At 60.5% G+C, this 24,960-nt stretch carries 20 protein-coding genes and 3 pseudogenes; 15 read left to right on the top strand and 8 right to left on the bottom strand.

Annotated elements, in window-relative coordinates; translation table 11 throughout:
• Positions 1–222 precede the first annotated feature (222 nt).
• Positions 223–1,203, bottom strand: a complete 981-nt coding sequence (locus NF876_RS34790; protein WP_262272683.1) for a glycosylasparaginase — start codon at positions 1,201–1,203, stop codon at positions 223–225.
• A gap of 353 nt (positions 1,204–1,556) precedes the next feature.
• Between NF876_RS34790 and NF876_RS34785 the strand changes: the two genes are divergently transcribed.
• Positions 1,557–2,477 carry a LysR substrate-binding domain-containing protein gene (locus tag NF876_RS34785; RefSeq protein WP_262272682.1) on the top strand — a complete coding sequence of 307 codons (921 nt, stop codon included), beginning with the start codon at positions 1,557–1,559 and terminating at the stop codon, positions 2,475–2,477.
• A 150-nt stretch (positions 2,478–2,627) separates the two neighbouring features.
• On the opposite strand, the pseudogene NF876_RS34780 reads toward NF876_RS34785, so the two are convergent.
• Positions 2,628–3,077: pseudogene (locus NF876_RS34780) on the bottom strand (pyridoxal-phosphate dependent enzyme); the annotation flags it as partial.
• Positions 3,047–3,463, bottom strand: coding sequence for a pyridoxal-phosphate dependent enzyme (locus NF876_RS43685; RefSeq protein WP_373696768.1), 417 nt, complete (start codon positions 3,461–3,463; stop codon positions 3,047–3,049). The pseudogene NF876_RS34780 and the gene NF876_RS43685, both read right to left, overlap by 31 nt.
• A gap of 1,947 nt (positions 3,464–5,410) precedes the next feature.
• Between NF876_RS43685 and NF876_RS34775 the strand changes: the two genes are divergently transcribed.
• Positions 5,411–5,743 (top strand): hypothetical protein, encoded by a 333-nt coding sequence (locus tag NF876_RS34775; protein ID WP_262272680.1) that lies wholly within the window; start codon positions 5,411–5,413, stop codon positions 5,741–5,743.
• 143 nt (positions 5,744–5,886) lie between these two features.
• On the opposite strand, the pseudogene NF876_RS34770 reads toward NF876_RS34775, so the two are convergent.
• A pseudogene (locus tag NF876_RS34770) lies at positions 5,887–6,585 on the bottom strand (IS6 family transposase).
• Between the two features lie 125 nt (positions 6,586–6,710).
• On the opposite strand from NF876_RS34770, the gene NF876_RS34765 reads away from it, so the two are divergent.
• The 6 genes from NF876_RS34765 to NF876_RS34740 all read left to right on the top strand — a co-directional run bounded on the left by NF876_RS34765 (position 6,711) and on the right by NF876_RS34740 (position 13,768).
• Complete coding sequence (locus NF876_RS34765) at positions 6,711–7,541, top strand: NAD-dependent epimerase/dehydratase family protein (protein WP_262272679.1); 831 nt, start codon at positions 6,711–6,713, stop codon at positions 7,539–7,541.
• A 557-nt stretch (positions 7,542–8,098) separates the two neighbouring features.
• Positions 8,099–9,169: a LacI family DNA-binding transcriptional regulator gene (locus NF876_RS34760; RefSeq protein WP_262272678.1), complete on the top strand. Its 1,071-nt coding sequence runs from the start codon at positions 8,099–8,101 to the stop codon at positions 9,167–9,169.
• A gap of 88 nt (positions 9,170–9,257) precedes the next feature.
• On the top strand, positions 9,258–10,547 hold the full coding sequence (locus NF876_RS34755; RefSeq protein ID WP_262272677.1) for an ABC transporter substrate-binding protein: 1,290 nt from the start codon (positions 9,258–9,260) through the stop codon (positions 10,545–10,547).
• Positions 10,548–10,591: 44 nt separating this feature from the next.
• Positions 10,592–11,533 (top strand): carbohydrate ABC transporter permease, encoded by a 942-nt coding sequence (locus tag NF876_RS34750; protein WP_262272676.1) that lies wholly within the window; start codon positions 10,592–10,594, stop codon positions 11,531–11,533.
• A gap of 14 nt (positions 11,534–11,547) precedes the next feature.
• Positions 11,548–12,387, top strand: a complete 840-nt coding sequence (locus tag NF876_RS34745; RefSeq protein ID WP_262272675.1) for a carbohydrate ABC transporter permease — start codon at positions 11,548–11,550, stop codon at positions 12,385–12,387.
• Between the two features lie 49 nt (positions 12,388–12,436).
• On the top strand, positions 12,437–13,768 hold the full coding sequence (locus NF876_RS34740) for an alpha-glucosidase/alpha-galactosidase (RefSeq protein WP_262272674.1): 1,332 nt from the start codon (positions 12,437–12,439) through the stop codon (positions 13,766–13,768).
• Positions 13,769–13,859: 91 nt separating this feature from the next.
• On the opposite strand, the pseudogene NF876_RS34735 reads toward NF876_RS34740, so the two are convergent.
• A pseudogene (locus NF876_RS34735) lies at positions 13,860–14,135 on the bottom strand (helix-turn-helix transcriptional regulator); the annotation flags it as partial.
• 209 nt (positions 14,136–14,344) lie between these two features.
• Positions 14,345–15,295, bottom strand: a complete 951-nt coding sequence (locus NF876_RS34730; RefSeq protein WP_262272673.1) for a LysR family transcriptional regulator — start codon at positions 15,293–15,295, stop codon at positions 14,345–14,347.
• Positions 15,296–15,499: 204 nt separating this feature from the next.
• Between NF876_RS34730 and NF876_RS34725 the strand changes: the two genes are divergently transcribed.
• The 7 genes from NF876_RS34725 to NF876_RS34695 all read left to right on the top strand — a co-directional run bounded on the left by NF876_RS34725 (position 15,500) and on the right by NF876_RS34695 (position 23,756).
• Positions 15,500–16,474: an ABC transporter permease gene (locus NF876_RS34725; RefSeq protein WP_262272672.1), complete on the top strand. Its 975-nt coding sequence runs from the start codon at positions 15,500–15,502 to the stop codon at positions 16,472–16,474.
• Positions 16,471–17,373: an ABC transporter permease gene (locus tag NF876_RS34720; protein WP_262272671.1), complete on the top strand. Its 903-nt coding sequence runs from the start codon at positions 16,471–16,473 to the stop codon at positions 17,371–17,373. The genes NF876_RS34725 and NF876_RS34720 overlap by 4 nt, the downstream gene beginning before the upstream one ends.
• A gap of 11 nt (positions 17,374–17,384) precedes the next feature.
• The gene (locus tag NF876_RS34715) at positions 17,385–18,359 is read left to right on the top strand and encodes an ABC transporter ATP-binding protein (RefSeq protein WP_262272670.1); all 975 of its coding nucleotides are present in this window, start codon (positions 17,385–17,387) and stop codon (positions 18,357–18,359) included.
• On the top strand, positions 18,356–19,387 hold the full coding sequence (locus tag NF876_RS34710) for an ABC transporter ATP-binding protein (RefSeq protein WP_262272669.1): 1,032 nt from the start codon (positions 18,356–18,358) through the stop codon (positions 19,385–19,387). The genes NF876_RS34715 and NF876_RS34710 overlap by 4 nt, the downstream gene beginning before the upstream one ends.
• A gap of 18 nt (positions 19,388–19,405) precedes the next feature.
• Entirely contained in the window at positions 19,406–20,992 is a 1,587-nt protein-coding gene (locus NF876_RS34705; RefSeq protein WP_262272668.1) for an ABC transporter substrate-binding protein, read from the top strand.
• On the top strand, positions 20,989–22,944 hold the full coding sequence (locus NF876_RS34700; protein ID WP_262272667.1) for a CocE/NonD family hydrolase: 1,956 nt from the start codon (positions 20,989–20,991) through the stop codon (positions 22,942–22,944). The genes NF876_RS34705 and NF876_RS34700 overlap by 4 nt, the downstream gene beginning before the upstream one ends.
• A 497-nt stretch (positions 22,945–23,441) precedes the next feature.
• Positions 23,442–23,756 carry an integration host factor subunit beta gene (locus NF876_RS34695; RefSeq protein WP_262272684.1) on the top strand — a complete coding sequence of 105 codons (315 nt, stop codon included), beginning with the start codon at positions 23,442–23,444 and terminating at the stop codon, positions 23,754–23,756.
• Positions 23,757–23,876: 120 nt separating this feature from the next.
• Here the strand turns inward: NF876_RS34695 and NF876_RS34690 are convergent, their stop codons facing one another.
• Both NF876_RS34690 and NF876_RS34685 read right to left on the bottom strand, forming a co-directional pair.
• A complete protein-coding gene (locus NF876_RS34690) occupies positions 23,877–24,551 on the bottom strand; it encodes an IclR family transcriptional regulator (protein ID WP_262272666.1) in 675 nt (224 codons plus the stop codon).
• Positions 24,552–24,843: 292 nt separating this feature from the next.
• Positions 24,844–24,960: transposase (locus tag NF876_RS34685; protein ID WP_262265568.1), on the bottom strand; the 117-nt coding region annotated here is incomplete at its 5' end.

Below are 24,960 nucleotides of genomic sequence, written 5' to 3'. Positions count from 1 at the left end.
TGACGCTCGCAGCGACAATCAAGAAAGCGCTTGCATCTCTGTCGCGGGGCGACAATCATCATTCCGCCGCGACAGCCAATCGCCCGATCCTGATCGCCGCGCTCTCAATCCAGATCGTCGCGCTATAGCGCATCATGTTCTTCTCCTCCCACGTTGGCTTGTTCAATTTCCCCGACCTATCAGCCTGAAAACGGCGGGGGGTTGGCGTGGCCCGCAGTTCTGCTACAGGCCCATCTGCTCATATCGCCGATGGGCTGTGGATTTTGGCGCCGGATCGTCACTGATGGCGATGATCTCAGGCCGGCAACTGATCGGGGAGGCCAACTCGTCTCGCCAGATCCAGTAGTAATTCTCAGGCGTCCCGTTGACGGCAACGACCTTATGCCCTCCTGCCGCATCGATGGCGTGGATCGTCACCCGCCCGATCAGGCCGCCCTTAAGGGAGCGCATGTCGGCCACAGCCTCATAGACCGCCTCTTCAACGGACATCCCCATCTTCATGTACAGCACGACGGCCCGGGCGGTGCCTGCACGGATGCTCATCTCGCCAACGCCTGTGCAGGCGCATGCTCCATAGCGCGTGTCGGCATAGGAGCCCGCTCCAATGACTGGGCTGTCACCGAGCCGGCCGGGGTACTTCCACCCCCATCCCGACGTGCTCGTGCCCGCGGCGATGTTGCCAGCCCTGTCCTGACTGATGAAGACCGTAGTGTCGCGTCCGACCTCCGGGTCGATGGCATGCCGGCATAGATCCGCCATCGGCACGTCCGGCCAGCGGTTGCGTTCACCCTCGCTGACCTCGTCTTCAAACCAATGGCGCCACGCCGTGCGGGCATGGGGCATCAGAAGTTCCCCCGCCTGCGCGCCGATTTCCGCCGCGAAACGCATGGCCCCTTCTCCGACCAGAAGTTCATGGGGAAGCCGCTCAAGAACCTGCCGCGCCACACTCACGGGATGAAGGAAGCCCTGCAGGGCACCGACCGCGCCCGTCCGGAGGGACGTACCGTCCATCACTGACGCATCAAGCTCGACCTCGCCCAGCAGATTGGGCCATCCCCCACGACCAACGGTCCGCACCGCCTCGTCAGCTTCGACGAGGCGGACGCCCGCTTCGATGGCATCCAGGCTAGCAACACCCTGCTCCAGCAGTTTCGCGGTGGTCGGAATCCCTGACCCGCCTTCGTTGTTCGTAACAATGATCATTAGCGTCGCATTTCAATTCTGGAAAGGGAGCAGATCGGCCCCACTCCCGGGCGATCAGGCTGAGTGGGAAGCGTCGGAGGACAGGGAGCCAAGATACCTTCAAGAGGGGCATCAATTCTCCGGATTCGTCCAACGTCAACCTGGTCGCTGCAAGTAGCCCAACGCTCAGGCGCCGAAGTCATTGGTGTCATCCCGAACCTCCTAGAGAATAACGAGTTATGCATATGAGAATACAGAGTACAAGTCATATTCATAAGTGCATAATATGTCTCTAATCAGGACCGGAGCCTTGTGTAGTGGACAGAGATCAGTGATGCCCATTGGGCCGGCTGCGCGAGGGTTGAGGATTCGCCATGATTGATTTCCGCCACATCGATGCCTTCAGAGCGGTGATGAAGTCCGAAAACATGATCCAGGCAGCCAGGATGATCGGTGCATCACAACCTGGCATCAGCAGGTTGATCGCCGACCTTGAGCGGCTGAGCGGCGTAAAGCTCTTCGACCGCACGCGAGCAAAGCTCAACCCGACCCCGGAGGCCTATGCGCTTTTTGACGAGGTCGAGCGCCGCTATGCAGGCTTGAACGCAATCCGTGAGTTCGCCCAATGCCTGAGGGAGAACGCGTCCTCCCCTGTCCGTTTTGGGACGGTCATGTCATTCGGTATCGGGTTTGCGGGCCGGGCGATTGCGGCGTTCCGGGCAGCCCAGCCTCAAGCTCGGATCTCCCACCTGACCGGTTCATCCGCCTTGATCGCTGCTCAAGTTGCCGCTAGAACCTGCGACATCGGGCTGGTGACGGACAACGCTGATGTGTCGACAGTATCCAGTTCGATGTTTGCCGTGATGGATCTGGTCTGCGCCGTTCCGAGCGACAGTGCGTTGGCAAGGTCGCGGACAATCACAGCCAAGATGTTGATGGGGCAGAACATCATAGCCTACCCACGGGAGGACATGATCCGTTGGGGTCTGGCAAGCCTTCTGGAGGAAGTCGGGGCCGGTCATCAGGGGGGCCCGGTCGAGACGCCATACTCCGCAAGCATCTGTGCCTTCGTCCGGGAGGGGATTGGCATCGGTTTTGTTCATCCGGCTGCAGCTTACGACTTCCTCGGCAGTGGGATCGCTCTCAGGAGGTTTGAGCGATCGTTGCCGGTTCGGACCTTGCTTATCAAGGGCATCGGCACACCCCTGTCCGCTACGGCTGACCAACTCGGCGGGATCCTAGCGGAGACGCTCAAATCGACGGAGAAAGCCGTCAGCAAGGCTCTAATGCAATAGCATCGTCACGGCTCACCCTAACGAGACTTGCTTTGTGCTCCTATCGATAGAGCATTTGAAGAAACGTGCCGAACTGACCGAGCGGCGCCCGATCCAGGCTACGCATGGGCCAGTCGCGCATTAGCGCCGGGCCGAGATCGGAAACACATGTCAGGCGATGTCTTCCCAAAGGTCGGTTAATAGGTATTTGAGCCCGCTATCGCGGACGACAAAAGCGATGGTTCCACCAACCTCCTTCTCCTGCAGCAGCTTGATAGCCGCGGCCAAGTTCGCCCCAGCGGAGTAGCCGCCGAAAATACCTTCGACCCGAGCTAAAAGATGCGCATAGTGCCGTGCCTCGTTGCTGCCGATGGTCAGGTAGCCTGCCAACGGAGCCCCGGAGAGGCGGGTGAGATCAGCTATCGGGTAGCCCCCTCCCTGCACGGGGTGGTCGGGACGGCTAACATCGCCTCCAGCCAGCGCTTCGGCGCCCTCGGGTTCGACCGCATAGCACCGTACCCCACGCGGCGTCAGAGCCCGCGCCACCCCGCCGAGTGTGCCGCCTGAACCAGCAAAATCGCAGAAAGCTGTTATGGTCCCTGCCGATCGCATCCACAATTCGGCCGCGGTCCCGCTTCATGGGCCGCTGGATTGCCAGGGTGCCGAAACTGGTCGGCGCGGAAGGCATCACGGATCGCCGTGATCCGTTGTGCTTCAGCCTCGACAAGTGATAGATCCGCCCCCGTAACCTGCCCTGGGGTACCACCAGGGGCCTGTGGTACCAGCACAACCTCGGCACCAGGCGCAGCCATCATCCGAGCGCGTTCGCGCGAGTTTCCTGCACGCATGACTGCGATGAAAGGATGCCCCAGGACACTGCAGCAGATCGCCAGCCCTGGAGCGCTGAGGGCCAGAGCCCCTACCGCTGAAAATTCTTTGTGTCGCCAAAGGCCGTAGATGGCCAGTATGGCTGCACCAGCGGCGGCAAGGCTGCCGAGCAGGATCATTGGAGATGCCTATCCCATGAATCCTCCGACTGTGAGGAAACATGAGAGTGCGCTCAATCCAAGTGCGCACGACGTTGCAGCGGATGACTCTCGCTCCATGGTGGCCCCTTTCGCGTTCGTGACGCGGCTCGCTGTCGTAAGGCACGAAGGTCAACCCTTAAGGCAGCGTAACGGTAGTTGTACTGTCACCTTGTGGTGCAGTGTGCTCGCCTTTGGGCTTCGAGCTACGACCGCTTCGGGGATGGAGCTACGGCTACTGTCCTCTCAAGTGCGAAGCATGCAAGAATTTGGCCCCGCGCGAAACGATCGCACGGGGCTTCACTATCGTTTCCGTCCTGCCTTACCAGCCACGGCCATAATACTCACGCCGCTCCCAATACGGCCGCTCATAATGGCGCCGCCACCAGGGTCGCGCCCATGGTGGAGGGCCATCGCCACGGCGCCAGTACGGACGGTCGTAGTAGCCCCGCGGTGGGCCTTCATACCGACGCTCGTAACGTGGCGGATCGTAGTACTGGATGCGCTGCACCGAGGTATCAGAAGCCTCAGGGATAACCGTAGGCCTGGTTAACGGGTTCGCGAAGGCTGTCTGAGCTGCAAAGCCAGCGGCAGCAAGCGCAAGAGCAAAGGCCACTTTCTTCAACATGTTACCCTCCTCAGGGGATGCATGTAGATTGCCCCCTGGGGAGTGAACCCGCTCTGAATGTCAGAATGTCTCGTTGTTCATCTTCCCTGCTTCTTCAGCGCGGCATGTTCAATCCTTGAGGTGAGATAGTCCGAGAGGGGGAGCTACGGCCGCTGTCCTCTCGAGTCCGAAACCTGCAAGAAATCAGCCCCGGTGAGGTGATCACGCGGGGCTTTTCTATTCCGTGAGCGGTTTGTGAACGGATGTCAGCGTCGCCTCGCCATGTAAGCCGCCCAGAAGGACGTGAGGCTGCCAAGCCCAAAGAACCCAATTGTAACGTTCTGAAACGTGGCTCGAATTGCTGGCCTACACATAGCAACGCGAAACAGCCATTTCATAGAAGCTGGGTTGCAGGTGCCGAGATCGGCTAGATAGAGGAATAGGGCAAGGCCCGCGGTTAGGGACCCTATGGCGATAAGCACAATCAGCGGGATATTCGGATAGAGCTCATCGTCTCGCGCCTTCATTCCTTGATCTTCAAGCCAGATCCCAAACCGGGAAGGGAGGTCCCTCCCGGCCTCGTTAACCCAATACGCCAACTCTAGGGCAGCTGCGATCACGAGAGCGAAGACTATAGCCTAAGACAGGTCACCGTCTCTCTGATACTCGTTGAATGCAATGTACAACGCGCCCCCAGCGTATAAGGCTCTATAGAAAATCAAGAACACGATTTACCGCCCCTAAGATGGGCAGCGAACCGCCCACGTGGACGATTAGTCTATGGCTAATCCGAACCCCCGCAAGACCTACACCCGAGATGACGGCGATGTCATGGTCGAAGTCAGCCCGAACCTCTAAGTTGAAGAGGGCATCGCTGAGAGACTAGGGCTGTTGAGGTCGGATCCCTTAGCTGCTGAGCCTAATTGGGCAGAGTATCGTTCGGGTTGACTGAGACGTCGGTGACAGTCTCTAGGACTGTTCCCGCTACTATGGGCGGAGTTCCGAGCGAGATGGTGATAGCGGCAGAGCACGCTGGGCAAGCATAGACTGTACCGCTCTGTAGAGCGCCTGAGCTTTCAATGTCGACGCTGTAGCACTTCACGCTCAGTAGTGGTTCTTCGCATTTTGGGCACTTAGCTGACATGGCACACCCTCTGTTACTTAGTTCAAGTGAACCGCAGGAATGCCGTTTGGTCAATCACGTCTATTGCCTACGCCCCAGCCTTATAGAACATCGCCCATAGGCTCGGGCTTCTTAGGTAGAGGTTGACCAAAGTCGTCTGCCCACTCCAAATGTATATCGGGGCAAGTTGAGACCGGCTGTGGAGCATAAAGACGAGACCGACGGAACTCCCGAGTGGGCAAAGCGGATGTTCAAGAGCCTTCGCAAAGCTCGGTGGCGTCTACTCGTTTTCATGTTCTTCATTGGTGTGCCGGCATTCGGCGCATATCGCCTGGTTGAAGCCTTTGTCACTGGTCAGGTGTGGCACGAACGGAGCGATCGCTGGATCAGCTACTCCAGTGATCCTGGAAGGTTCCTGCTGGAGGTCGTGATATGGACAGCCGCCGTCATCGCGCCGGTGCTTTTCCTGATTGCCCGGACAAAGTATCCACAGTGGACGCAGCGCGTCATAGACCATATGCAGCTTCGGTGATCGACTCGGGCTGTTGAGGTAGTGACTTTGAAACTTCGCGCGCGTAAGTCATCATCCCTCTAGAGTAATGTGGGGGCTGTTATGACGTTTCTGTCGCAAATCCGAAACAGGGGCGAGAAAGGAGCAGATGCACCGTACTGCCCTTATGCGGCGAGCAGGTGAAACTGCTCTGCGAGCGACAGCTGCTGACTGCCGATATATTTCGCCTGCTGTTTGCGTAGCATATGAACCAACTCGATGCCACCCAGGAGCACCCAAGCGCTGTCAGCGGACTTGAAGCCGAGCATCGGTCGCACTCGGCGCTTGATCGCGCGGTGATCCTGCTCGATACGGTTGTTGAGGTATTGACTCTGTCGGATCCTGATCGGCTTGAGCCTGCGCCTTGAACAGTCCTGCAGCCGGCTCTCGGCATCACACGAAAGGATGGCTTCCCAGTTGGCCTGGCTGCCGTCAATGACGATCCGCTCGGGCCGGCCGTGGCGCTTGAGAGCCTTGAGCAGGAACTGTCTGGCAGCAGTGAGGTCCCGTCATTCGCTGAACCAGAACTCAACCGTGTCGCCGTTGCTGTCGATCGCCCGGTAAAGGTACATCCAACGACCTCTGACCTTGATATATGTCTCGTCGACGTGCCACTTTCCGGTAATGGCGCGCTTGCGTGCATTGAAGCGCTTCAGAAGTTCGGTCGAGTACCGGGCAACACATCTGTGAATGGTCGCATGGTCGACAGAGATGCCGCGCTCAGCCATCATTTCCTCGAGATTCCGCAGGCTGAGGTTGCTGGCTAAGTACCAGCGGACGCAGAGCAGGATCACCGATCGATCAAAATGTCTGCCCTTGAACATGCCACCCTCCATTCCTGAGCTCAGGGAGGATTAGGTGAAACTCTGAAACAAATCGTTGCGACAGATCCACAGAGCCTCCCTGACCTGCAGATGGGGCAGGGGCCAGCAGTTAAAGGAGATACGCTATGACCAAGCTGAGGGTGTTGCTGACCGGTGCGACGGGATATATCGCGGGGCAGCTGCTGCCAGCGTTCCGCGACCGTTACGATCTTCGGCTCGTTGACACCCGGCGGGAGAATGGGGCCGGCCAGCCCGTCGAGGGGGTCGAGGTACTCGACTTGCTCTCTGCTGGTTCAGGCGAACTGGAGGCCCTCTTCACCGACATCGACGTGGTGGTCCATTGTGCGTACCACCGGCCCGCCGGTTCGGACCCGCAGAGTCAATACGATGGCGAGCGGCGCAACGTGGACATGATGCAGCGGGTGTACCAGACGGCGCTGGACCACGGCGTCCGGCGCGTGGTGGCAGCCAGCACCAACCAAGCGGCAAAGTGGTACGAGCAACCCTTCTTTGCCGGCCTGCGCGATCGCGTCGGACCGGAAGACTATCCTCGGCCGGACAACCTCTACGGCTGGGCCAAGGCCGCCTACGAGGCGCTTGGCTTTCTCTACGCCTGTGGCGGCATGGGCCGGAAGCTTGAGGTGATCCAGTTGCGGATTGTCGTCCCCCGGGAGATCGACGCCGGCCAGTTCGCTGATCTGCCCCGCCACCGCTATGTGCGTGAGCTGGCCGGGTACATCAGCGAGCGCGACCTGCAGCAGCTCTTCTGCAAGTCCGTCGAGGCGCGTCAGGTCGACGACGAACACGGAGTGCCGTTTCACATCTTTTACGGCGTATCCAACAACGCTCGTACGTTCTGGAGCATCACCAATGCCCGCCGGGTGATCGACTATCAGCCTGAGGACAATTCGGAAGTGCGCTTTGCCGCCGATATCGCACAGCTGTTGGGTCAGTAAAACCGGGTGAGTGAACTTCTGCGTTGAACATCGGTTCTGATGCGTGCTGGTACTGACTTCCCGACGGAGGCAGGACCACGAAGGGGATGCCTTCAATCTGGTGGAGAGTGCTTTGCGACCGACCCGGCTAGACTTTGGTTTGCGGGCCATGCCCGTTCCTCCAGGCTGCTCCAATGATGGAATCGTTCCCTCCTCGACTTGGACTCCCGGGGTGGGGCGACGGCTGCCTCGGAGGAGGATCCATGATTCAATCCGGGCAAATGGCGCATCGCCCGGTTTGCTGTTTCACCGAGGTGCTCTACTTCATCGTCGAATTCGCCGGACGTGAGCGCGGGCGCCATCAGTCCGTTTTGCGGCTTCGGAGAGCGGCATCGTGGCATGAGAACGCCCCGTAACTGGGTGCCCTGCCAATTGCTGTCTGAACCTTTGCTCTAACCACTTCGCTCTTGCTGCATGTGCGACTTTAGTCGAGAGGCTTATAAGAGCAGCAAGTGTTGACAACCGAGCAAAGCTGCTAAATCCTTTTAGCTAATACGTTTCACCATGAGGGACCTTCCATGGTCCGGCGCGAAGCAAGCACCGTAGAACGAGGGAGTGCTCCAACCAGCGCCGACGTGGCTCGCCTGGCCGGCGTGTCCCAGGCGACCATCTCTCTCGTGCTCAACGGCCGTGCGAGCAATGTCCGGATCTCCGACGAGACCCGCGACAGGGTCATTTCGGCAGCAGCACAGCTTGGCTACACACCGAACCATGCCGCCCGCAGCCTGCGGCAGCGCAGCACGAAGATCATCACTTTCGTCCTGCCGTCCCTGGACAATCCTTACTATTCAGACGTTATCAGCGCGGCCCAAGTCACCGCGCAGCAGCACGGTTATGCTGTCTCGGTTATCCCGACGAGGGCACGGCCGGGAGAGTTCCACGCGCTGTCCCTCCTTCAGGGCGCCGCCTTTGACGGCATCATCGTGGCAGGCCACGAGAACTGCGCTGCACCCGAGCTCCTGCAACTGGCCGCGCGGGGCGTGGCCGTGGTCGTCCTTCAGCAACATGGCCCAGATCCGGCCATTCACAGCGTCAGCGTGGACCTGGAGGCCGGCGGCTACTTGGCTACCCGACACCTGACCGGGTTAGGCCACCGCCGCATCGCCCACGTCATGGAGGAGTTGCCGCCTTCCGACACCCGACGCGACCGCATCGACGGCTATCGGCGTGCCCTCAGTGAGGCCGGATTGCCCTTCGATCCGTCCTTGGTGGTGATCACGGAGAATTCGATGGCTGGTGGCTGCAAGGCCATCGAGCACCTGCTTTTGAGCCATCGACCTCCAAGCGCAGCCTTCATGTACAACGATCAGATGGCGGTTGGGGCGCTTCACGCCCTGCGCACGCATGGCTTGAGGATCCCGGGCGACTTCGCCGTTGTGGGCTTCGACGGGCTTGCCGTGGGCCAGTTCACGGCACCGCCCCTCACCACCATCGACCATCCGCGTGGGGATCTCGGGCGTCTTGCCGTCGAGACCCTCATCGACGCCATTGAGAAGAGGTCGCCCGAGGCAAGGGAGCGGATGCTCCCGGTCAAACTTCTCATCCGGGAATCGTGCGGGGGAATGGAGGCTTCACTCCACCAATCGTGACAATCCCGATCGGAACGGGTGCCGGGCCTGCGCGACAGAATGCAGCACGGTCATCCGGACAAGCCTCGACAACAGCAAGGAGGAAACGATGACGCATACTTTCGATCGACGGACGGTCCTGAAGGCCGGGCTGGGCGTAGGTGCCGGCCTCATGGCCGGCGGCCGGGTCAGCCCGGTCCGGGCACAATCCCCGGTGAGACTCACAATGGCGGTGTGGGGCGGAAAGGCAGAGATCGACGCCTACAACCAGGTGATCGCCAAGTATCAGGCCATCAATCCGAACGTGACCTTCCGGCTCGACGTGCTGCCGTCCGGGCAGTTCTACCAGCAGATCGACACGAAGCTGGCAGGTCGGCAGGCACCGGACCTCTTCCGTGCCACCTACCAACAGGTGGGCCGTTATGCCATGAACAAGGCGGCCGTCGACCTATCCAAGTACCTCGATGCCGACTACGGTGGCGCCTTCATGCCGTCGGTCTGGAGCGCCGTCAGCTACCAGGGCAAGCCCTATGCCCTTCCGCACCACACGGATACGTTCGCCCTCTTCTACAACATCGACCTTCTGGAGAGGGCCGGGGTGCAGGTGCCGACCAGTTTGGACCAGGCTTGGACCTGGGACCAATTCATTAAAGTGTCCCGTCTCCTCAAAGAGAAGTCCATCGGCTCGTATCCGTTCGCCATGGGGTGGACGGCCAATGCCGTCCACCGCTGGATGATCTTCCTGTACCAGCACGGCGGACGGATGCTGAGCGAGGACATGAAGTCGCCCCAGATCAACTCCCCGGCCGGCATCGAGACCATCGCCTGGACCCAGAACTGGTTCAAGGAGGGCCTCGTACCCCCCAGCACGTCCCTGAAGACAGCCGAGCCGTCCCAGAACCTGTTCGCCAACGGCACGATCCCGATGATGCTGAACGGCAACTGGCAGATTCCGTTCGTCGAACAGCAGGCCAAGTTCAGATGGGGCGTCACCTACCTGCCGCGCGACGTCGCCATGGCCGACGATCTGGGCGGCACCTGCATGGCCGTCTCGCGCGACAGCAAGAACCCCGACGTCGCGGCTGACTTCATCAAGTTCATGGTGAATGAGGAGAACATGCGTGACTACGTCAGCTCGGCGCAGTTCCTTCCCGTCCGCAAGTCCCTTGTCGAGAGCGGCGTCAAGTTCCCCCTCCGTAGCGAGGAGATGAAGGTCTTCATCGAGCAGACGAAGACCATCCCGGAGCACCTCGTCAACACGGTCATCATGCCGACGTGGGGCAAGTTCGCATCCAAGCTCGCGGATGAGCTCGACCTTGCCTTCACCTCCGGGCAGTCGCCGGAAGAAACCGCCAAGAACATCGAGGCGCACGTGAAGAGCATCCTGCTTTCGGCGTAGGAGCCAGACGCGAACCCATAATCCCTCGCACGGCGAAAGACATCATGGCTGATTTTTCCATGACCTACCCGCGGGCGCAGAGCGGAACCTCCACCAGCCGGACATCCCGCTGGTGGAGGTCCAAACGGTCCCGCCTGACTCCCTACCTGTTCATCGCGCCGAACCTGCTGCTATTCTCGGTCTTCATCTTCTTCCCCCTCCTGTATGCCGCCTACATCAGCGTGCATCAGTGGTCCCTGATCGACGTGCCGGAATTCACGGGCACCCACAACTACACTCGGCTTTTGAGCGACTTCCAGTTCTGGCAGGCGCTGAAGAACACCGTCATCTATTCGGCGGCAACCGTCCCCACGACCCTCATCTTCGGCCTGTTTCTCGCGATCGGCCTCAATCGGCAACTCGCCGCGCGGACGCTGCTTCGCAGCGTGTACTTCCTGCCGGTCGTGGTCTCGAGCGTTGCAACCGCCCTCATCGCCGCCTGGCTGTTCAACGACAACTACGGCGTCGTCAACGCGGTGCTGAAGCAGGCGGGCGCGGGTCCCGTCGCATGGCTGTCGACCCCGCAATGGGCGTTGCCGTCGATCATCCTGACGACGTTGTGGGTGAGGATCGGGTTCTGCATGGTCGTCTATCTGGCGGCCCTCCAGTCGATCTCGCCGAGCTACTACGAGGCGGCGGTGATCGACGGCGCGTCACGCCCGCAGCAGTTCCTCTACGTCACGTGGCCCTTGCTGCGACCCACCACGTTCCTGCTGTTGATCCTCAACGTGATCTACTCGTTCCAGGTCTTCGACCTGATCTACGTCATGACCGGAGGCGGTCCCGGGTTCTCGACCACGATGATCGTCCAGTACATCTACCGGGCAGCCTTCGCGAATTCCGAGATGGGATACGCGAGCGCGATGGGAATGTTCCTGTTCGTGCTGATCCTCCTCTTCACCCTGGTCCAGTGGCGGATCAATCGCCGGACCGAGCAGTTCGTCTAGGAGAGCGCATAACCATGGTCACGACGACAAGTCCCGTGCGCCGCCGCCTTGAGACCGGCGGGCTCTGGCTCCTCCTAGCTGCCGGTGCGGTGGTCATGTTCTTCCCGATCTACTGGATGTTCGTCACGGCCATCCGCCCGAGGGACCAGGTCTTCAGCGGCGACGTCAACCTGCTGCCGACCGGCTGGGTGTGGAGCAACTTCACCGATGCCATCAATCACATGCCGTTCCTGACCTGGGCCTGGAACTCCACCGTCATCGCCGTCGTGGCGGTGGTGATCACCGTGAGCATCAACCTGCTGTGCGGATACGCCTTCGCCAAGTTCCGCTTCGCGGGCCGCGACATCCTATTCATTGCGGTGCTGAGTGCGTTGATGATCCCGATCCAGGTGATCATCGTGCCGCTGTTCCTCGTTGTCTCCGACCTGGGGCTGCTGAACAGCTACTGGGGCGTGATCCTCCCGCGTGCCGCGGAGGCGTTCGGCATCTTCATGGTGCGCCAGTTCATGGTCAGCATCCCGGACGAACTCCTCGAGGCGGCTCGACTCGACGGGGCCAGCGAGCTGACCATCTTCCTCAAAGTGGTGCTCCCGCTCTCCAAGCCGATCATAGCCGTGCTGATCATCTTCACCTTCATGTGGCGCTGGAACGACTTCGTCCTGCCGCTGGTGATCCTCACCGATCAGGAGATGTACACGGTGCAGGTCGGACTCAACCTCCTAAAGGGTCAGTACAACACGGAATGGACCGAACTCATGGCGATTGCCCTGCTGTCCCTGATTCCCATGCTCGTGATCTTCGTCTTCTTCCAGCGGCAGCTCATCCAGGGCATCGCCGGAACGGGCCTGAAATAGGCTTCAAGCCTTCTCCATCTCAAACCAAGACAGACTGAAAGGACCCCCCATGTTCAAAGTGGCCATGATCGGCGCCGGAAGCGTCGTGTTCGTCAAGAAGCTGATCACGGATATCCTTGGCCTGCCGGCCCTCCGTGACGTCACGATCTCCCTGCACGACATCGACGCCGAGCGCCTGGAGACGGCTGGCATGATGGCACGCTGGACTGCCGGTCAGTTCGGCGCCAACGCCAAGGTCGAGGAGCACCTGGACAGGCGCGCCGCTCTCGACGGAGCCGACTTCGTCATCAACATGGTCCAGATTGGCATGCACGAAGCGACGCTTCTCGACTTCGAGATTCCCCGCAAGTACGGCCTCAAGCAGACGATCGCGGACACGCTCGGCATCGGCGGCATCTTTCGGGGCCTTCGCACGATCCCGTTCATGGTCGACCTGGTTGGCGATATGCGGGAGCTCTGCCCCGACGCCTTGCTCCTCAACTACACGAACCCGATGAGCATCCTGACTCAGGCCGTCTACGAGGCGTTCCCCGAGCAGAAGGTGGTTGGCCTCTGCCACAACGTGCAGAACACCGCCGAGGATCTGGCAGACTACCTCGGCGTTCCGGTCGAGAGACTGTCGTACGACTGCGCGGGCATCAACCACCAGACCTGGTTCCTCAAGCTGCGCATCGATGGCGAGGACGCCTATCCGCGGCTGTGGCAGGCTATGGAGGATCCAGAAATCTTCGCCAAGGACAAGGTCCGGTTCGAGCTGATGCGCTCCTTCGGCTGGTTCGTCAGCGAGTCGAGCGAGCACAATGCGGAGTACACCCCCTACTTCCTGAAGCGGGATGACACCATCGCCGAGTACGACGTGCCAGTGGACGAATACATCCGCCGCAGCGAGCGCAATCTCTGCCGTTACCGGGACACCCGAAAACAGCTAATGTCCGGCGAAGGGTTCCCGCTCGAGCGCAGCGTCGAGTACGGATCCCAGATCATCCATGCTATGGTCACCGGTACCCCCGAGGTGATCTACGGCAACGTGAGGAATACCAAGCTCATTGAGAACCTGCCGGAGGGCTGCTGCGTCGAGGTGCCGATGATCGTGGACCGCAACGGCCTGCGTCCCTGCCATGTCGGCAACCTTCCCCCGGAGCTCGCCGGCTACTGCGCCCCGCATACCTATGTCCAGGACCTGACCGTGAAGGCCGCTCTCCAGGGCAGCCGGGATCGCGTGCACCGTGCGGCGCTGCTCGACCGCCATGCGGCCAGCGTTCTGTCGATCAAGGAGATCCGCGCCATGGTCGACGAACTGATCGAGGCGCATGGTGATGCCATGCCGGAGGGGATCCGTTCCGCATCGGGTGCGCCAGAGAGGGTGAAGCGCTACGCCTAAACCATGCCTCACTATGCGGCGGGCGATTGCCCAGCCCGCCGCATGCCATCAAGAACGGAGACATTGAAGGTACCGATCGATAGATGATCGACTAGTCAGTACTCCGCCGGGACGCATACATACCTGTTGTTCTGAATTCCGTTGGACTGGTGTTAAATACCCGGCGAAATGCTTTGGCGAAATAGTTTGGATCATCAAAGCCACAAGCCGTCGCAATCTGCTTCACAGATATGTCACCCTCAAGGATGAGCTTCGTAGCGAGTGTCATTCGTTCGTTCAGCACGAACTCCCCGGGCGACAAACCTTCTCTCAATGTAAAGGAACGCGTGAAGTGAGCCCTGCTGAGCCCTGCAATCTCAATCAGTTCTTCGGTGTTGCTGCCTGAGCGGCCCGTTAAAATGGGTCCGTTATGCCGTTTTCAAGTTGCCGCAACGGTGCCCCATGATCCATGCCGCTTCTACTGCAATGGTCAGGATAGGGCAGGAGGTAGTGAACTGCCTACTGGACATTCACGACAGCAGGAGAGGGGGAGGACAGATCAGAAGCGAAAAGCGGACCTTATACAGATTCCAAGGTCTATAGACTTTGGCATCGTTGTGGACGGTATTCCGCTGATCCGATGCGTATAGTGCCAGATGCCTTCGATACCACCTCCTTGATGAAGAGGTCGACGAAGACCTCTGCTGGCTTCGACAACGGCAGATCTGTTAGGGATATAATCCCATACTCAGATGTACGAGCGGGGCGAAAAGGGCGCATCTCGATTCCAGGGGAGCGGAAGAAGCTTGCGATTAGCGCCGGAACGACAGCCACTCCGAGGCCGGCTGCGGCACAGGCGCAGGCCGCCTCAACGGAATGAACCTCGATCCTGCAATAATGGGGGGCCTTGGCTTCGCGGAGCTCGTACTCGAGCTCATGCCGTGCGCTTCTCTGTCGGCCGAGCAATATTAGATCGTTTCGCGCCAGATCCTTCAGCTGGACCTGCTCCTTCGATGCGAGCGGATGTCCCGGCGCCATCACACAGGTGGTCTCTCCCTGAAGGATCGGGCGCACGTTGAAACCATGATCTTCGGTCGGCAGGCGTACAAAGCCCAAGTCCGCGCTGCGGGCCCGGACCATCTGCTCGACCGCACCGTAGGGTCCTGAGAGCGTCTCGACGACGGCCTTTGGGTAGAGGTTGAAGTATTGCGAGAGGACCTGGGGCAGGATGCTGGTGGTGATACTGTGCGGAAAGGCGACACGCAGAAGCGTATCCCCTGCCGCTCCGGCCCTGATGTCGGCAGCCTTCCGCTTCACCCGTGCAAGGACCTCCGTAAGCTCTTCCACTTCCGGCACGAGAGCTTTGGCCTCCGGTCTGGGAATGAGGCGTCCCTTGTCCCGGATGAAGAGTTCGAAGCCGATTTCGGCCTCAAGGGTCGTCAGATGCCGACTGATGGCGGATTGCGAGATCCCCAGAGTTGTCGATGCGCCGACCGTCGAGCCGGTCGCAATGATCGCCTTCAAGACTTCAAGTTGCTTCAGATTCATGGCCTAGACACGCTTCGGACGCTACACGCTTCCGGAAATTTCATTGCCCTATCACATTTCCTCATACTATTGCGCGCTTTCCTCAGGGGTGCCTAACTGCCGCCACTATCCGAATGAAAGCGTCTTCATGCAACGTTGTCTGCGGAATCCTTCGAAACTCTGTATGGGCCGATCGTTAGAGCCGCGCCTGAGGGAGCCTCGTTGATGAGCGTCTTCATCGTCCGGCGCCTTTCGCAGAGCCTCCTAGTTCTTTTCATCACGTCGATCATCGTTTTCGCAGGGATCTACGCAATCGGCAATCCGGTCGATATCCTGATCGCCGGAGACGCGACCCCCGCCGAACGGGAACAGGCGATCCGCGCCCTTGGGTTGGATCGGTCGCTCGTCGAACAATATGGCACTTTCGTCTGGAACGCACTTCGGGGCGATCTGGGCCGCTCCTTCGTCTTCAATCAGCCTTCCATCGATCTCATCCTCAGCCGTATGCCGGCGACGCTTGAGCTGGCCTTCGTGGCTCTTGCTCTCTCGCTCGTTCTGGGAATACCACTGGGCCTCTGGGCCGGTCTCCGGCCCGGCACGGCTCTCGACGAGACCGTCATGACAGGATCGATCCTCGGTTTCAGCCTGCCGAATTTTTGGCAGGGGATGATGCTGATCATGATCTTCTCCGTCTGGCTCGGGTGGCTGCCATCGACCGGGCGCGGAGAGGTCGGATACTTCTTGGGAATCCCAACCAGTCTCGTGACTTGGTCCGGCCTGTCCCATCTCATTCTGCCGGCACTCAACCTTGCCCTGTTCAACATCTCTCTCGTCATCCGTCTCACCCGAAGCGGCGTGCGAGAGACGATGCCTCTCGATTTCGTGAAGTTCGCCAGAGCCAAGGGTGTCTCCGAGGGCCGGATCGTATCAGTGCATGTTCTCAAGAACATCCTGATCCCCATCGTTACCGTCGTCGGCGTCGAGTTCGGCAGCCTCATCGCATTCGCGATCGTGACCGAGACGATCTTCGCGTGGCCGGGAATGGGCAAGCTTCTGATCGACTCCATCATGCGCCTCGACCGACCAGTCGTCGTCGCTTACCTGCTCGTGGTCGTGACCTTGTTTATCGTCATCAACTTCGTGGTCGACATCCTCTATTCCCTGCTCGATCCGCGCATCCGGCTGGGGAGCGCGTCATGACGGCCATTGCTCTCCGAAAGCCGAGCACGGACACGCTCCTTGGGCGTGCCCTCAACGGCCTCCTCAAGAGCCCGAAGGCGACCATTGCGGCGATCGTCTTTCTGCTGCTGCTTCTCACGGCGGTTTTCGGACCGTGGCTTGCGCCGCAGGATCCTTACGACCTGATGCAGATCAGCATCATGGATGCGCGACTCCCTCCTGGGTCGGAAAGCATGTCGGGCGGCATCTACTGGCTCGGCACGGACGGGCAGGGGCGAGACATGCTGTCGGCCATGATCTATGGCCTGCGTACGAGCCTCGCGGTCGGTGTCATGAGCGGTGTCGTGGCCCTTGGGGTCGGGACTGCGCTCGGCCTGATCGCAGCCTATTTCGGCGGCCGCGTCGATGCGCTGATCATGCGCCTCGTCGACCTGATGCTCGGCTTCCCGACCATCCTTGTGGCACTGATGTTGCTTGCAACGATCGGGCAGGGCGTGGGCAAGGTCATGTTCGCCCTCGTGCTGGTGCAATGGGCGCTATTCGCCCGTGCGGTTCGCAGCGCGGCTCTGGTCGAAAAGGGCAAGGAATATGTCGAGGCGGCGGCCTGCCTGGATCTGAGCACGACACGCATCCTCTTCGGTCACCTACTCCCGAACTGCCTGCCACCGCTCATCGTGATCGGAACACTGCAGGTAGCTAATGCGATTTCGGCGGAAGCGACCTTGAGCTTCCTCGGAATCGGATTGCCGATCACCGAGCCGTCCCTCGGCCTCCTCATCGCCAACGGCTACGAGGTTTTGATGTCGGGACAGTACTGGATCAGTGTCTATCCCGGTCTTCTGCTGGTCCTCCTCGTCTTCAGCATCAATATCGTCGGCGATCGCCTGCGCGAGGTGCTGAACCCGCGGCTCGCGCAGTGAGGGAGAGCGTCATGAGCCATCCAACTCTCATGGTCGAGGATCTCCAGACCAATTTCTTCACCGAGAAGGGTGTCGTCAAATCCGTCGACGGAGTGAGCTTCGAGGTCCGCCGCGGAGAGGTGCTCGGGCTTGTCGGGGAATCCGGATCGGGCAAGTCGATCACCGGCTTCTCGATTCTCGGGCTGGTCGACTCTCCGGGGCGGGTCGTCGGCGGGCGGATTCTCTTCCAGGGACAAGATCTCGTGGGGCTGCCCGCCCATGAGATGAGGAAGATACGCGGCCGGCGGATCGCGATGATCTTTCAGGATCCCATGATGACGCTCAACCCGGTGCTCAGCGTCGGCACGCAAATGGTCGAAGCCGTGCTCGCACATGAGAAGGTAAGCGTTAGCGACGCGCGAGCAAGAGCCCGCGATACCCTCGGCATGGTCGGAATCCCGTCGCCGGACGAACGGCTCGCCGCCTATCCTCATCAATTCTCCGGGGGCATGCGTCAGCGCGTGGCCATCGCCATTGCCCTTCTGCATCGTCCCGATCTCATCATCGCCGATGAGCCGACGACTGCACTCGACGTGACCATCCAGTCGCAGATCCTCGCCCAGATCCAGAAATTGTCGAAGGATCTCGGCATGGCGCTCGTGTGGATCAGTCATGATCTGGGAGTGGTCGCTGGCCTCGCTCACCGGATAGCCGTGATGTATGCCGGCCGCATCGTCGAGATGGGACCGACTGACGACGTCCTCGACCGTCCCGTCCATCCGTACACGATTGGACTTCTGCAGTCGGTCGCGGCCAATGTACCCCGCGGCGCACCTCTTCAGGCCATACCCGGCATGGCGCCGTCTCCGCTGAGCCGACCCTCCGGTTGCGCCTTCCGCACGCGTTGCGCCTTCGCCACATCGATCTGCGAGACGGAGCCGCGACTCGAAAATTCCGGAAACGTTGCCTGGCGCTGCTTCCATCCCCAGGCGAGGAGAGCCGCATGACGCCTCTGATCGAAGCCGTTCAGGTCTCGAAGCGGTTCGTTCGGGACCTGGACTACGCCGAGCGGCTCGTGCGCCTTTTGGGTGCGGATCTCAAGCCGCAGGTCGTGCATGCCGTCGATATGATCGATCTGAAGATCATGCCCGGCGAGGTCGTCGGCCTCGTGGGAGAATCCGGCTGCGGCAAGTCGACCCTGGGCCGGATGCTTGCAGGCATCATGCCCCAGAGTGAGGGGGAGATCCTCTGGAACGGCCAGGACCGCCGCAAGCTCGCCCAGCGGGATGCTCGGTCAGCGAAGCTTTCTGCCCAGATGATCTTCCAGGACCCGATGTCGTCGCTCAATCCGCGCAAACGCGTGATCGACATCATCGGCGAGGCCCCCATCGCCCACGGCATCGTCTCCCGGCGCGAGAAGGATTCCTATGTGACCGGCCTCATGGAACGTGTCGGGCTCGACCCCGCCTATCGTGAGCGGTATCCCCACCAGTTCTCTGGCGGTCAGCGGCAGAGGATCGGCATCGCCCGGGCTCTCGCGGTCAAGCCGCAATTCATCGTGTGCGACGAGCCCGTCGCGGCGCTCGACGTCTCGATCCAGGCGCAGATCATCAATCTGTTCATGGATCTCAAGCGCGATCTCGGTCTCACCTACCTTTTCATCAGCCACGATATCGGCGTGGTGAAGCACATCAGCGATCGCGTCGCTATCATGTATCTGGGCCGCATTGTCGAGAGCGCTCCGGCCGAGGAATTCTTCACCCGGCCCAATCACCCCTATACCGCCGCGCTTCTCGACGAGGTGCCCAGCATCGCCAACCGTCGGCGCGTCTTCTCGCCCATCAGAGGGGAGATCCCGTCCCCGCTCTCGCCCCCCAGCGGCTGCCATTTCCATCCCCGGTGCCCGCACGCCTTTGAACGGTGCTACAAGGAAGCGCCGAAGCTGCGGGAGATCGCACCGGGCCATATCAGCGCCTGCCATCTCAACGACGCCCAATTCACCAACAGACGGCCGGAAATCGCGGCCGCATCCTGACCCAGAAGGGAGAACCATATGAAACCGCTTCAACATCTGAAAAGCCTGGGCGCCACGGTGTCGCTGGCCGGGCTTCTCGCCTTGGCGCCGGCCTATGCGGCGGATCTCATCATCGGCAGCTCGACCGAGCCCTCGGCGCTCGATCCTCACTTCTCCCGGACCGGCAACAACCAGAACATCGCCGCTCAGATCTTCGACCGGCTTATCTCGCCCGATCCGAACCTGCAGGTGACGCCCGCTCTGGCGGAATCCTGGCAGAATGTCGATCCGACCACTTGGCGGATCAAGCTGCGGTCCGGCGTCACATTTCAGGACGGCTCTCCGCTCACGGCCGAGGACGTAATCTTCTCGCTCAATCGGGTGAAGGACATTCCCAACAGCCCGGCACCCTTCACAGGCAATATCGGCTCCATCGCCAGCATGACGATCGTCGATCCGCAGACGATCGAGTTCAAGACGAAGAACCCCACGCCCGACTTCATCGAGCAGGTGGGCCTCGTCTATATCGTTCAGAAGAAGCTTGCCGAGGGCAAGACGATCGAGGCGTTCAACGATCGTTCCGCAGCCATCGGCACGGGCCCCTATAAGGTCAAGGAATGGGTGCCCGGCGACCACATCACGCTGGTGCGCAACGACGCTTATTGGGGCAAGAAGCCTGCGTTCGAGAACGTCACCATCAAGTTCATCGCCAATGATGCCGCGCGCGTGGCGGCGTTGCGGTCCGGCTCCGTGGACCTCATCGATGCCGTTCCTCCGGGGGACGTGAAGACCCTGTCGAACGTTAGCAGCGTGAAGCTATGGTCGATTCCCTCGGCCCGAGTCGTGTACCTCGCCCTCGATGCGAGCCGCGATGAAAGCCCATTCGTCGTGGGCTCCGACGGCAAGCCCTTGAATCCGAATCCGCTCAAGGACGTGCGCGTCCGCCAGGCGCTGTCCAAGCTCATCAATCGCCAGCTCATCGTCGACCGCATCCTCGATGATGCCGGCGAGGCGGCAGGGCAGATCGTGCCCGACGGGATCGGCGGCGCCGATCCGTCGCTGAAGGCGCCCGCCGCAGATCCGGAAGGGGCGAAGAAGCTCCTTGCTGATGCCGGATACCCGCAGGGGTTCGGCCTGACTCTCCACACCTCCAACGACCGCTTCCCGGGGGATGCTGAATCCGCCCAGGCTATCGGACAGATGTTCGCCCGGGGTGGCATCAAGGTGAACGGCGTGGTGGCTCAGCCCTACAACGTCTATGCTTCGGCCGCGGGCAAGCAGCAGTTCAGCGCTTTCATCTTCTCGCTAGGAACGACCACGCCGACATCTGCGACCAGCCTCCGCAACCTTCTAATGACCCCGAACAAGGACGCCGGCACGGGATCCTTCAACCGCACGCGCTACTCCAATGAGCAGTTTGACGAGAAGATGAAGGTGGCGACGTCGGAGTTCGATCCGCAGAAGCGCATTGCCCTTCTGCAGGAAGCGACACGGGTCGCGGTGAATGATGTCGGCGTTATTCCGCTGTTCTGGCCGAAGGTGTACTGGGCCTCGAAGGCGAACGTCACGTATACGGCCAATCGCGGCGAAGACTTGATGGCGACCCTTGCGGGAATTGCTCAATGACCTCTCAAGCCGCTCTGCCGCCCGTTGCCTCCACCGCCCATGCGGTGGAGGTCCTCGCCGATGATGTCGTCGTGCATCGGGACGTCATGATCCGCATGCGCGACGGCGTCCGTCTCGCAACGGACGTGTATCGTCCGGCAGTCGGCGGACGGCCTGTCGAGACACCTCTGCCTGTCATCATGGAGCGGACACCCTACGGCAAGACGGAGCGCTCGCGCTCCGAGATCGAGCCCGAGATGAAGCAACCCATGACGCGGGCCGAAGTTGCGATGCATTTCGTGAGGGCGGGTTTCGTGGTGATCTATCAGGATTGCCGTGGACGCTATAATTCGGAAGGGACGTTCACGAAGTATCTATCCGAGGGGCCCGACGGGTACGACACCTGCGCCTGGATCGTCGAGCAACCTTGGTGCGACGGGAAAATCGGCACCATGGGCCTCTCCTATGCGGCGCACGCGCAGGCTGCTCTGGCCTGTCTAAATCCGCCGGGCCTTGCCTGCATGGTTCTCGATTCCGGAGGATTCTCTAGCGCCTATCGCACAGGCATCCGGCAGGGTGGCGCGTTCGAGCTCAAGCAACTCACCTGGGCCTACAATCATGCCAAGGAGAGCCCGGAGGCACAGAACGATCCCCTCATCGTCGAGGCCCTCGAGGCGGAAGACCTCAAGTCCTGGTTCAGCGCCTTGCCATGGTCGGAGGGGCGTTCGCCGGTGCGCTGGGTGCCCGAGTATGAAAGCTATGTTCTCGAGCAGTGGCGCCAGGGCTCTTTCGGCGATTTCTGGAAGAAGGTCGGCATCTATGCGGAGGGGTCTTACGACACGTTTCCGCAGGTGCCGGTGGCTCTTCTGTCGAGTTGGTATGACGCCTATGTCCGCACGACATTCGACAATTACGAGGGCCTGTCGCGGAACGGCAAACGTCCAATCTCGCTGATCATGGGACCGTGGCTGCACGGCAACCGGAACACGACCTCGTCCGGCGACGCCTACTTCGGAGAGAGCGCGACGATTGCCGGTAATGTCACGCCATCCTGGCTGGAGTTCCGCCGGCGGTGGTTCGATCGCTGGCTGAAGGGCATTGAGAACAGCGTCGATCGTGAAGCGCCCGTTCGCCTCTTCCTGATGGGGGGAGGAAAGGGAAGCAAGACCGAGGCGGGCAAGCTCGATCATGGCGGCCGCTGGATAGAGGCCGCATGCTGGCCTTTGCCCGAAACCGAATTCCGGTCCTTCTACATCCACAATAATGGGCAGTTGCGCGAGACGCCGGCGGATGCGGGTGCCGCTTCCCTGAGCTACGACTTCGATCCGTCGGATCCCGTGCCGACCATCGGCGGCGCATTGACGAGCGGTCAGCCGGTCTTCGAAGGCGGGGCGTTCGACCAGCGCGAGGCTGCGCAGTTCTTCGGCTGCCGCCATCCGGGGCTGCCGCTTTCGGCCCGCCGGGATGTCCTCTCGTTCGAGACGCTGCCGTTGGAGCAGGACCTCGCCGTCATCGGTCCCATCTCCGTCGAGCTCTGGGTCTCGTCGGATGCGCTCGATACGGATTTCACCGCAAAGCTGATCGATGTCTATCCGCTCTTGAAGGACTATCCGACCGGCTATGCCATGAATCTGACCGATGGCATCCTGCGATGCCGCTACCGCAAATCGTGGGAGCATCCGGAACTCCTGACGCAGGGAGAGATCTTCCAGATTACGATTGAGGCCTTCGCGACGGCGAATCTCTTCAAGAAGGGACATCGAATCCGGCTCGACATCTCCTCGTCCAACTTTCCGAAGTTCGACGTGAACCCGAACACGGGTGAGCCTGAGGGCAGGGGGCGGACACGCAAAATCGCGCGCAATTCCGTGTATTGCGATGTGATTCACGCCTCGCGCGTCATCCTCCCATGCGTGCCGGTGGAGCACCTTAGAGATCTGCGGAGAACGCCAAGTGAAGAGCCCGGATGGTAGCGCTGCCGAAGCGGCATTGTCAATTTGACCGGATTTGCCCTGCTTTGAGGGATTCTGACCCAAGGTCCAGGACGTACTTTCAATAGCTTAGGTCTGGTCGTTACGCCCTCAACCCGTCCTGATTTGCTCAAGTTGACAATGCCCTGGCGAGAGCTGCACATCGGCGTCTACGCCGAGACTGAACAAATCCTCGCATTGGCGCTGACGCCCCATGATGTCGAAGATGGTACGCAGGTCGAGCCGTGCAACACGGCACCCGCGCCTCCGACACGAACCCTGCTGCCGGATAGATGGAGCCTGACGGGTCGGCCCCAAGGAGCGGCTCGACCTTGGCGCACTGAATTCGCATGGCGCTTCAGATTTCAGGCCGGTAATCAACCTCGTCAATCCAGATAAGCCGGATAACCCACCGGGTGATGCTAGTGACCTGTTGCTTGACAGCCATCCAGTCGTCTGGCACCCGTGCGAAAAATAGTTCTGCCAAACATTTAGAAAATATGCTGAAATCGGAATTAGTCCTCAAGCTGGCCGAGCAGAACCCGCATCTGTATCAGCGAGATATCGAGCACATCGTGAATGCGATTCTCACCACCATTGCTGATGCCCTGGCACGAGGAGACCGGGTGGAACTTCGCGGCTTCGGTACCTTTGTGGTGAAGAAGCGCGATGCCCGCATGGGGCGCAATCCTCGCACGGGTGAGGCTGTTCCTGTCTCAGAGAAGGCTGTCCCTCACTTCAAGACTGGCAAGGAAATGAAGCAGCGTCTCAACCGCCCGCCTGCGAATTCTAGCCCAGAAGGCTCGTCTGCCTGACCTCGTTGGCAAGGAGTGTTCCCTCCTGATGCTGAGCTCTCCCGCGGACCTCGTCCAACTCGTTCCGGAGAGCAAAATGATCATGCGGCTGCCAGGCGCCGCAAGATGCAGCGGCTTCGATCATTCAGTCACTCTCAGCAACATTTTCAATCGCTGCGCAAAGGTCGTAACCGCGGCCGTTAGCTGCGGAATGTCCGCTTCCCCGACGGTCACGACGCCCAAACTTGCCTCGAAGCCGGGTGTTGGGTGTCCCGGGTGATGTAGGGGGCACGCGATCCCTATGGCACCGCGCTGGAGCTGGCCTTGCGTCACGCTGAAGCCGTCAGCCCGTGCCTGCCGTACAGAGTCGGGGTCGCTCGACCGCTCTGGACGACCTGCCAAAATCGCGATCCCCGCCGCACCGAGCACCAAAGGGTGACGACTGCCAACCCGGTAGGTAACCCGCAACAATCCTCCTTCTGGTTCCGCCACCATGACGGCGACGCACTCGTCCCCTTGGGGAACAGAGATGAACGCGGCTGCGCGAGTTTCATTGGCCAACTCTTGCAGGGTTGGCTGGGCGACCGTGCGAAACTGCGGCTCAAAGCGAGAGGCCAGCACCAAGAGCCCTGCGCCTAAGTGGAGCGTCCCTTTAGCACCCCGCGTAATCAGACCATGCGCCTCCAAGGTTGTGACGAGCCGATAGGCAATGGCCCGATGGACGCTGAGTTGCTCCGCGAGCTCTGCAATCGATATGCCGGTTGACTGGTGCGAGACGAGCGTCAGCGCTTGCAGGCCACGATCCAGCGTCTGCAACGTGTTCTGCGCCTTTGCAGCTGGAACGTCGTCCTCACCTGCCAACCTTGGCTGGGTGGCTCCAGTCCTCGGCGCACGTTTAATCCTCGTCATACTGCTATCGACCTCCCACTCGGTCAGGTGCCATTCCCATTTGGAGTATAGGGCTACACCGGTCAGCCGGTTGACTTCATTGGTCTTTCTCGTATCTTTAACATATTTCGGGACAAAATGTGCGATAATAGTAAATCAGAGGGAACGCAATGGCCTCTCAGGTGCTGCAGGATCTGCAATCATCAGCGGCTAGGGCGTGTCATCGCTTGATCCAATCGAGTGTAGCGGCAAGGCAGAGAATGCCCATGAACGATGAGGCGGTCTTTTCGTAGCGAGTTGCAACCGCTCGCCACTCCTTCAACCGGGCCCAGAGCCG

The sequence above is a fragment of the Microvirga yunnanensis genome (genome assembly GCF_025460875.1).
Note: the sequence above shows the minus strand (reverse complement) of the source record. Positions and strands in the feature narration are given on the sequence as shown.

Coding starts and splice junctions, on each gene's coding strand:
- NF876_RS34745 (WP_262272675.1), top strand. CDS start 11,548: ATGGTCACGACGACAAGTCCCGTGCGCCGCCGCCTTGAGACCGGCGGG.
- NF876_RS34695 (WP_262272684.1), top strand. CDS start 23,442: ATGCTGAAATCGGAATTAGTCCTCAAGCTGGCCGAGCAGAACCCGCAT.
- NF876_RS34725 (WP_262272672.1), top strand. CDS start 15,500: ATGAGCGTCTTCATCGTCCGGCGCCTTTCGCAGAGCCTCCTAGTTCTT.
- NF876_RS34760 (WP_262272678.1), top strand. CDS start 8,099: ATGGTCCGGCGCGAAGCAAGCACCGTAGAACGAGGGAGTGCTCCAACC.
- NF876_RS34710 (WP_262272669.1), top strand. CDS start 18,356: ATGACGCCTCTGATCGAAGCCGTTCAGGTCTCGAAGCGGTTCGTTCGG.
- NF876_RS34705 (WP_262272668.1), top strand. CDS start 19,406: ATGAAACCGCTTCAACATCTGAAAAGCCTGGGCGCCACGGTGTCGCTG.
- NF876_RS34700 (WP_262272667.1), top strand. CDS start 20,989: ATGACCTCTCAAGCCGCTCTGCCGCCCGTTGCCTCCACCGCCCATGCG.
- NF876_RS34750 (WP_262272676.1), top strand. CDS start 10,592: ATGGCTGATTTTTCCATGACCTACCCGCGGGCGCAGAGCGGAACCTCC.
- NF876_RS34740 (WP_262272674.1), top strand. CDS start 12,437: ATGTTCAAAGTGGCCATGATCGGCGCCGGAAGCGTCGTGTTCGTCAAG.
- NF876_RS34790 (WP_262272683.1), bottom strand. CDS start 1,203: ATGATCATTGTTACGAACAACGAAGGCGGGTCAGGGATTCCGACCACC.
- NF876_RS43685 (WP_373696768.1), bottom strand. CDS start 3,463: ATGATCCTGCTCGGCAGCCTTGCCGCCGCTGGTGCAGCCATACTGGCC.
- NF876_RS34730 (WP_262272673.1), bottom strand. CDS start 15,295: ATGAATCTGAAGCAACTTGAAGTCTTGAAGGCGATCATTGCGACCGGC.
- NF876_RS34785 (WP_262272682.1), top strand. CDS start 1,557: ATGATTGATTTCCGCCACATCGATGCCTTCAGAGCGGTGATGAAGTCC.
- NF876_RS34720 (WP_262272671.1), top strand. CDS start 16,471: ATGACGGCCATTGCTCTCCGAAAGCCGAGCACGGACACGCTCCTTGGG.
- NF876_RS34715 (WP_262272670.1), top strand. CDS start 17,385: ATGAGCCATCCAACTCTCATGGTCGAGGATCTCCAGACCAATTTCTTC.
- NF876_RS34755 (WP_262272677.1), top strand. CDS start 9,258: ATGACGCATACTTTCGATCGACGGACGGTCCTGAAGGCCGGGCTGGGC.
- NF876_RS34765 (WP_262272679.1), top strand. CDS start 6,711: ATGACCAAGCTGAGGGTGTTGCTGACCGGTGCGACGGGATATATCGCG.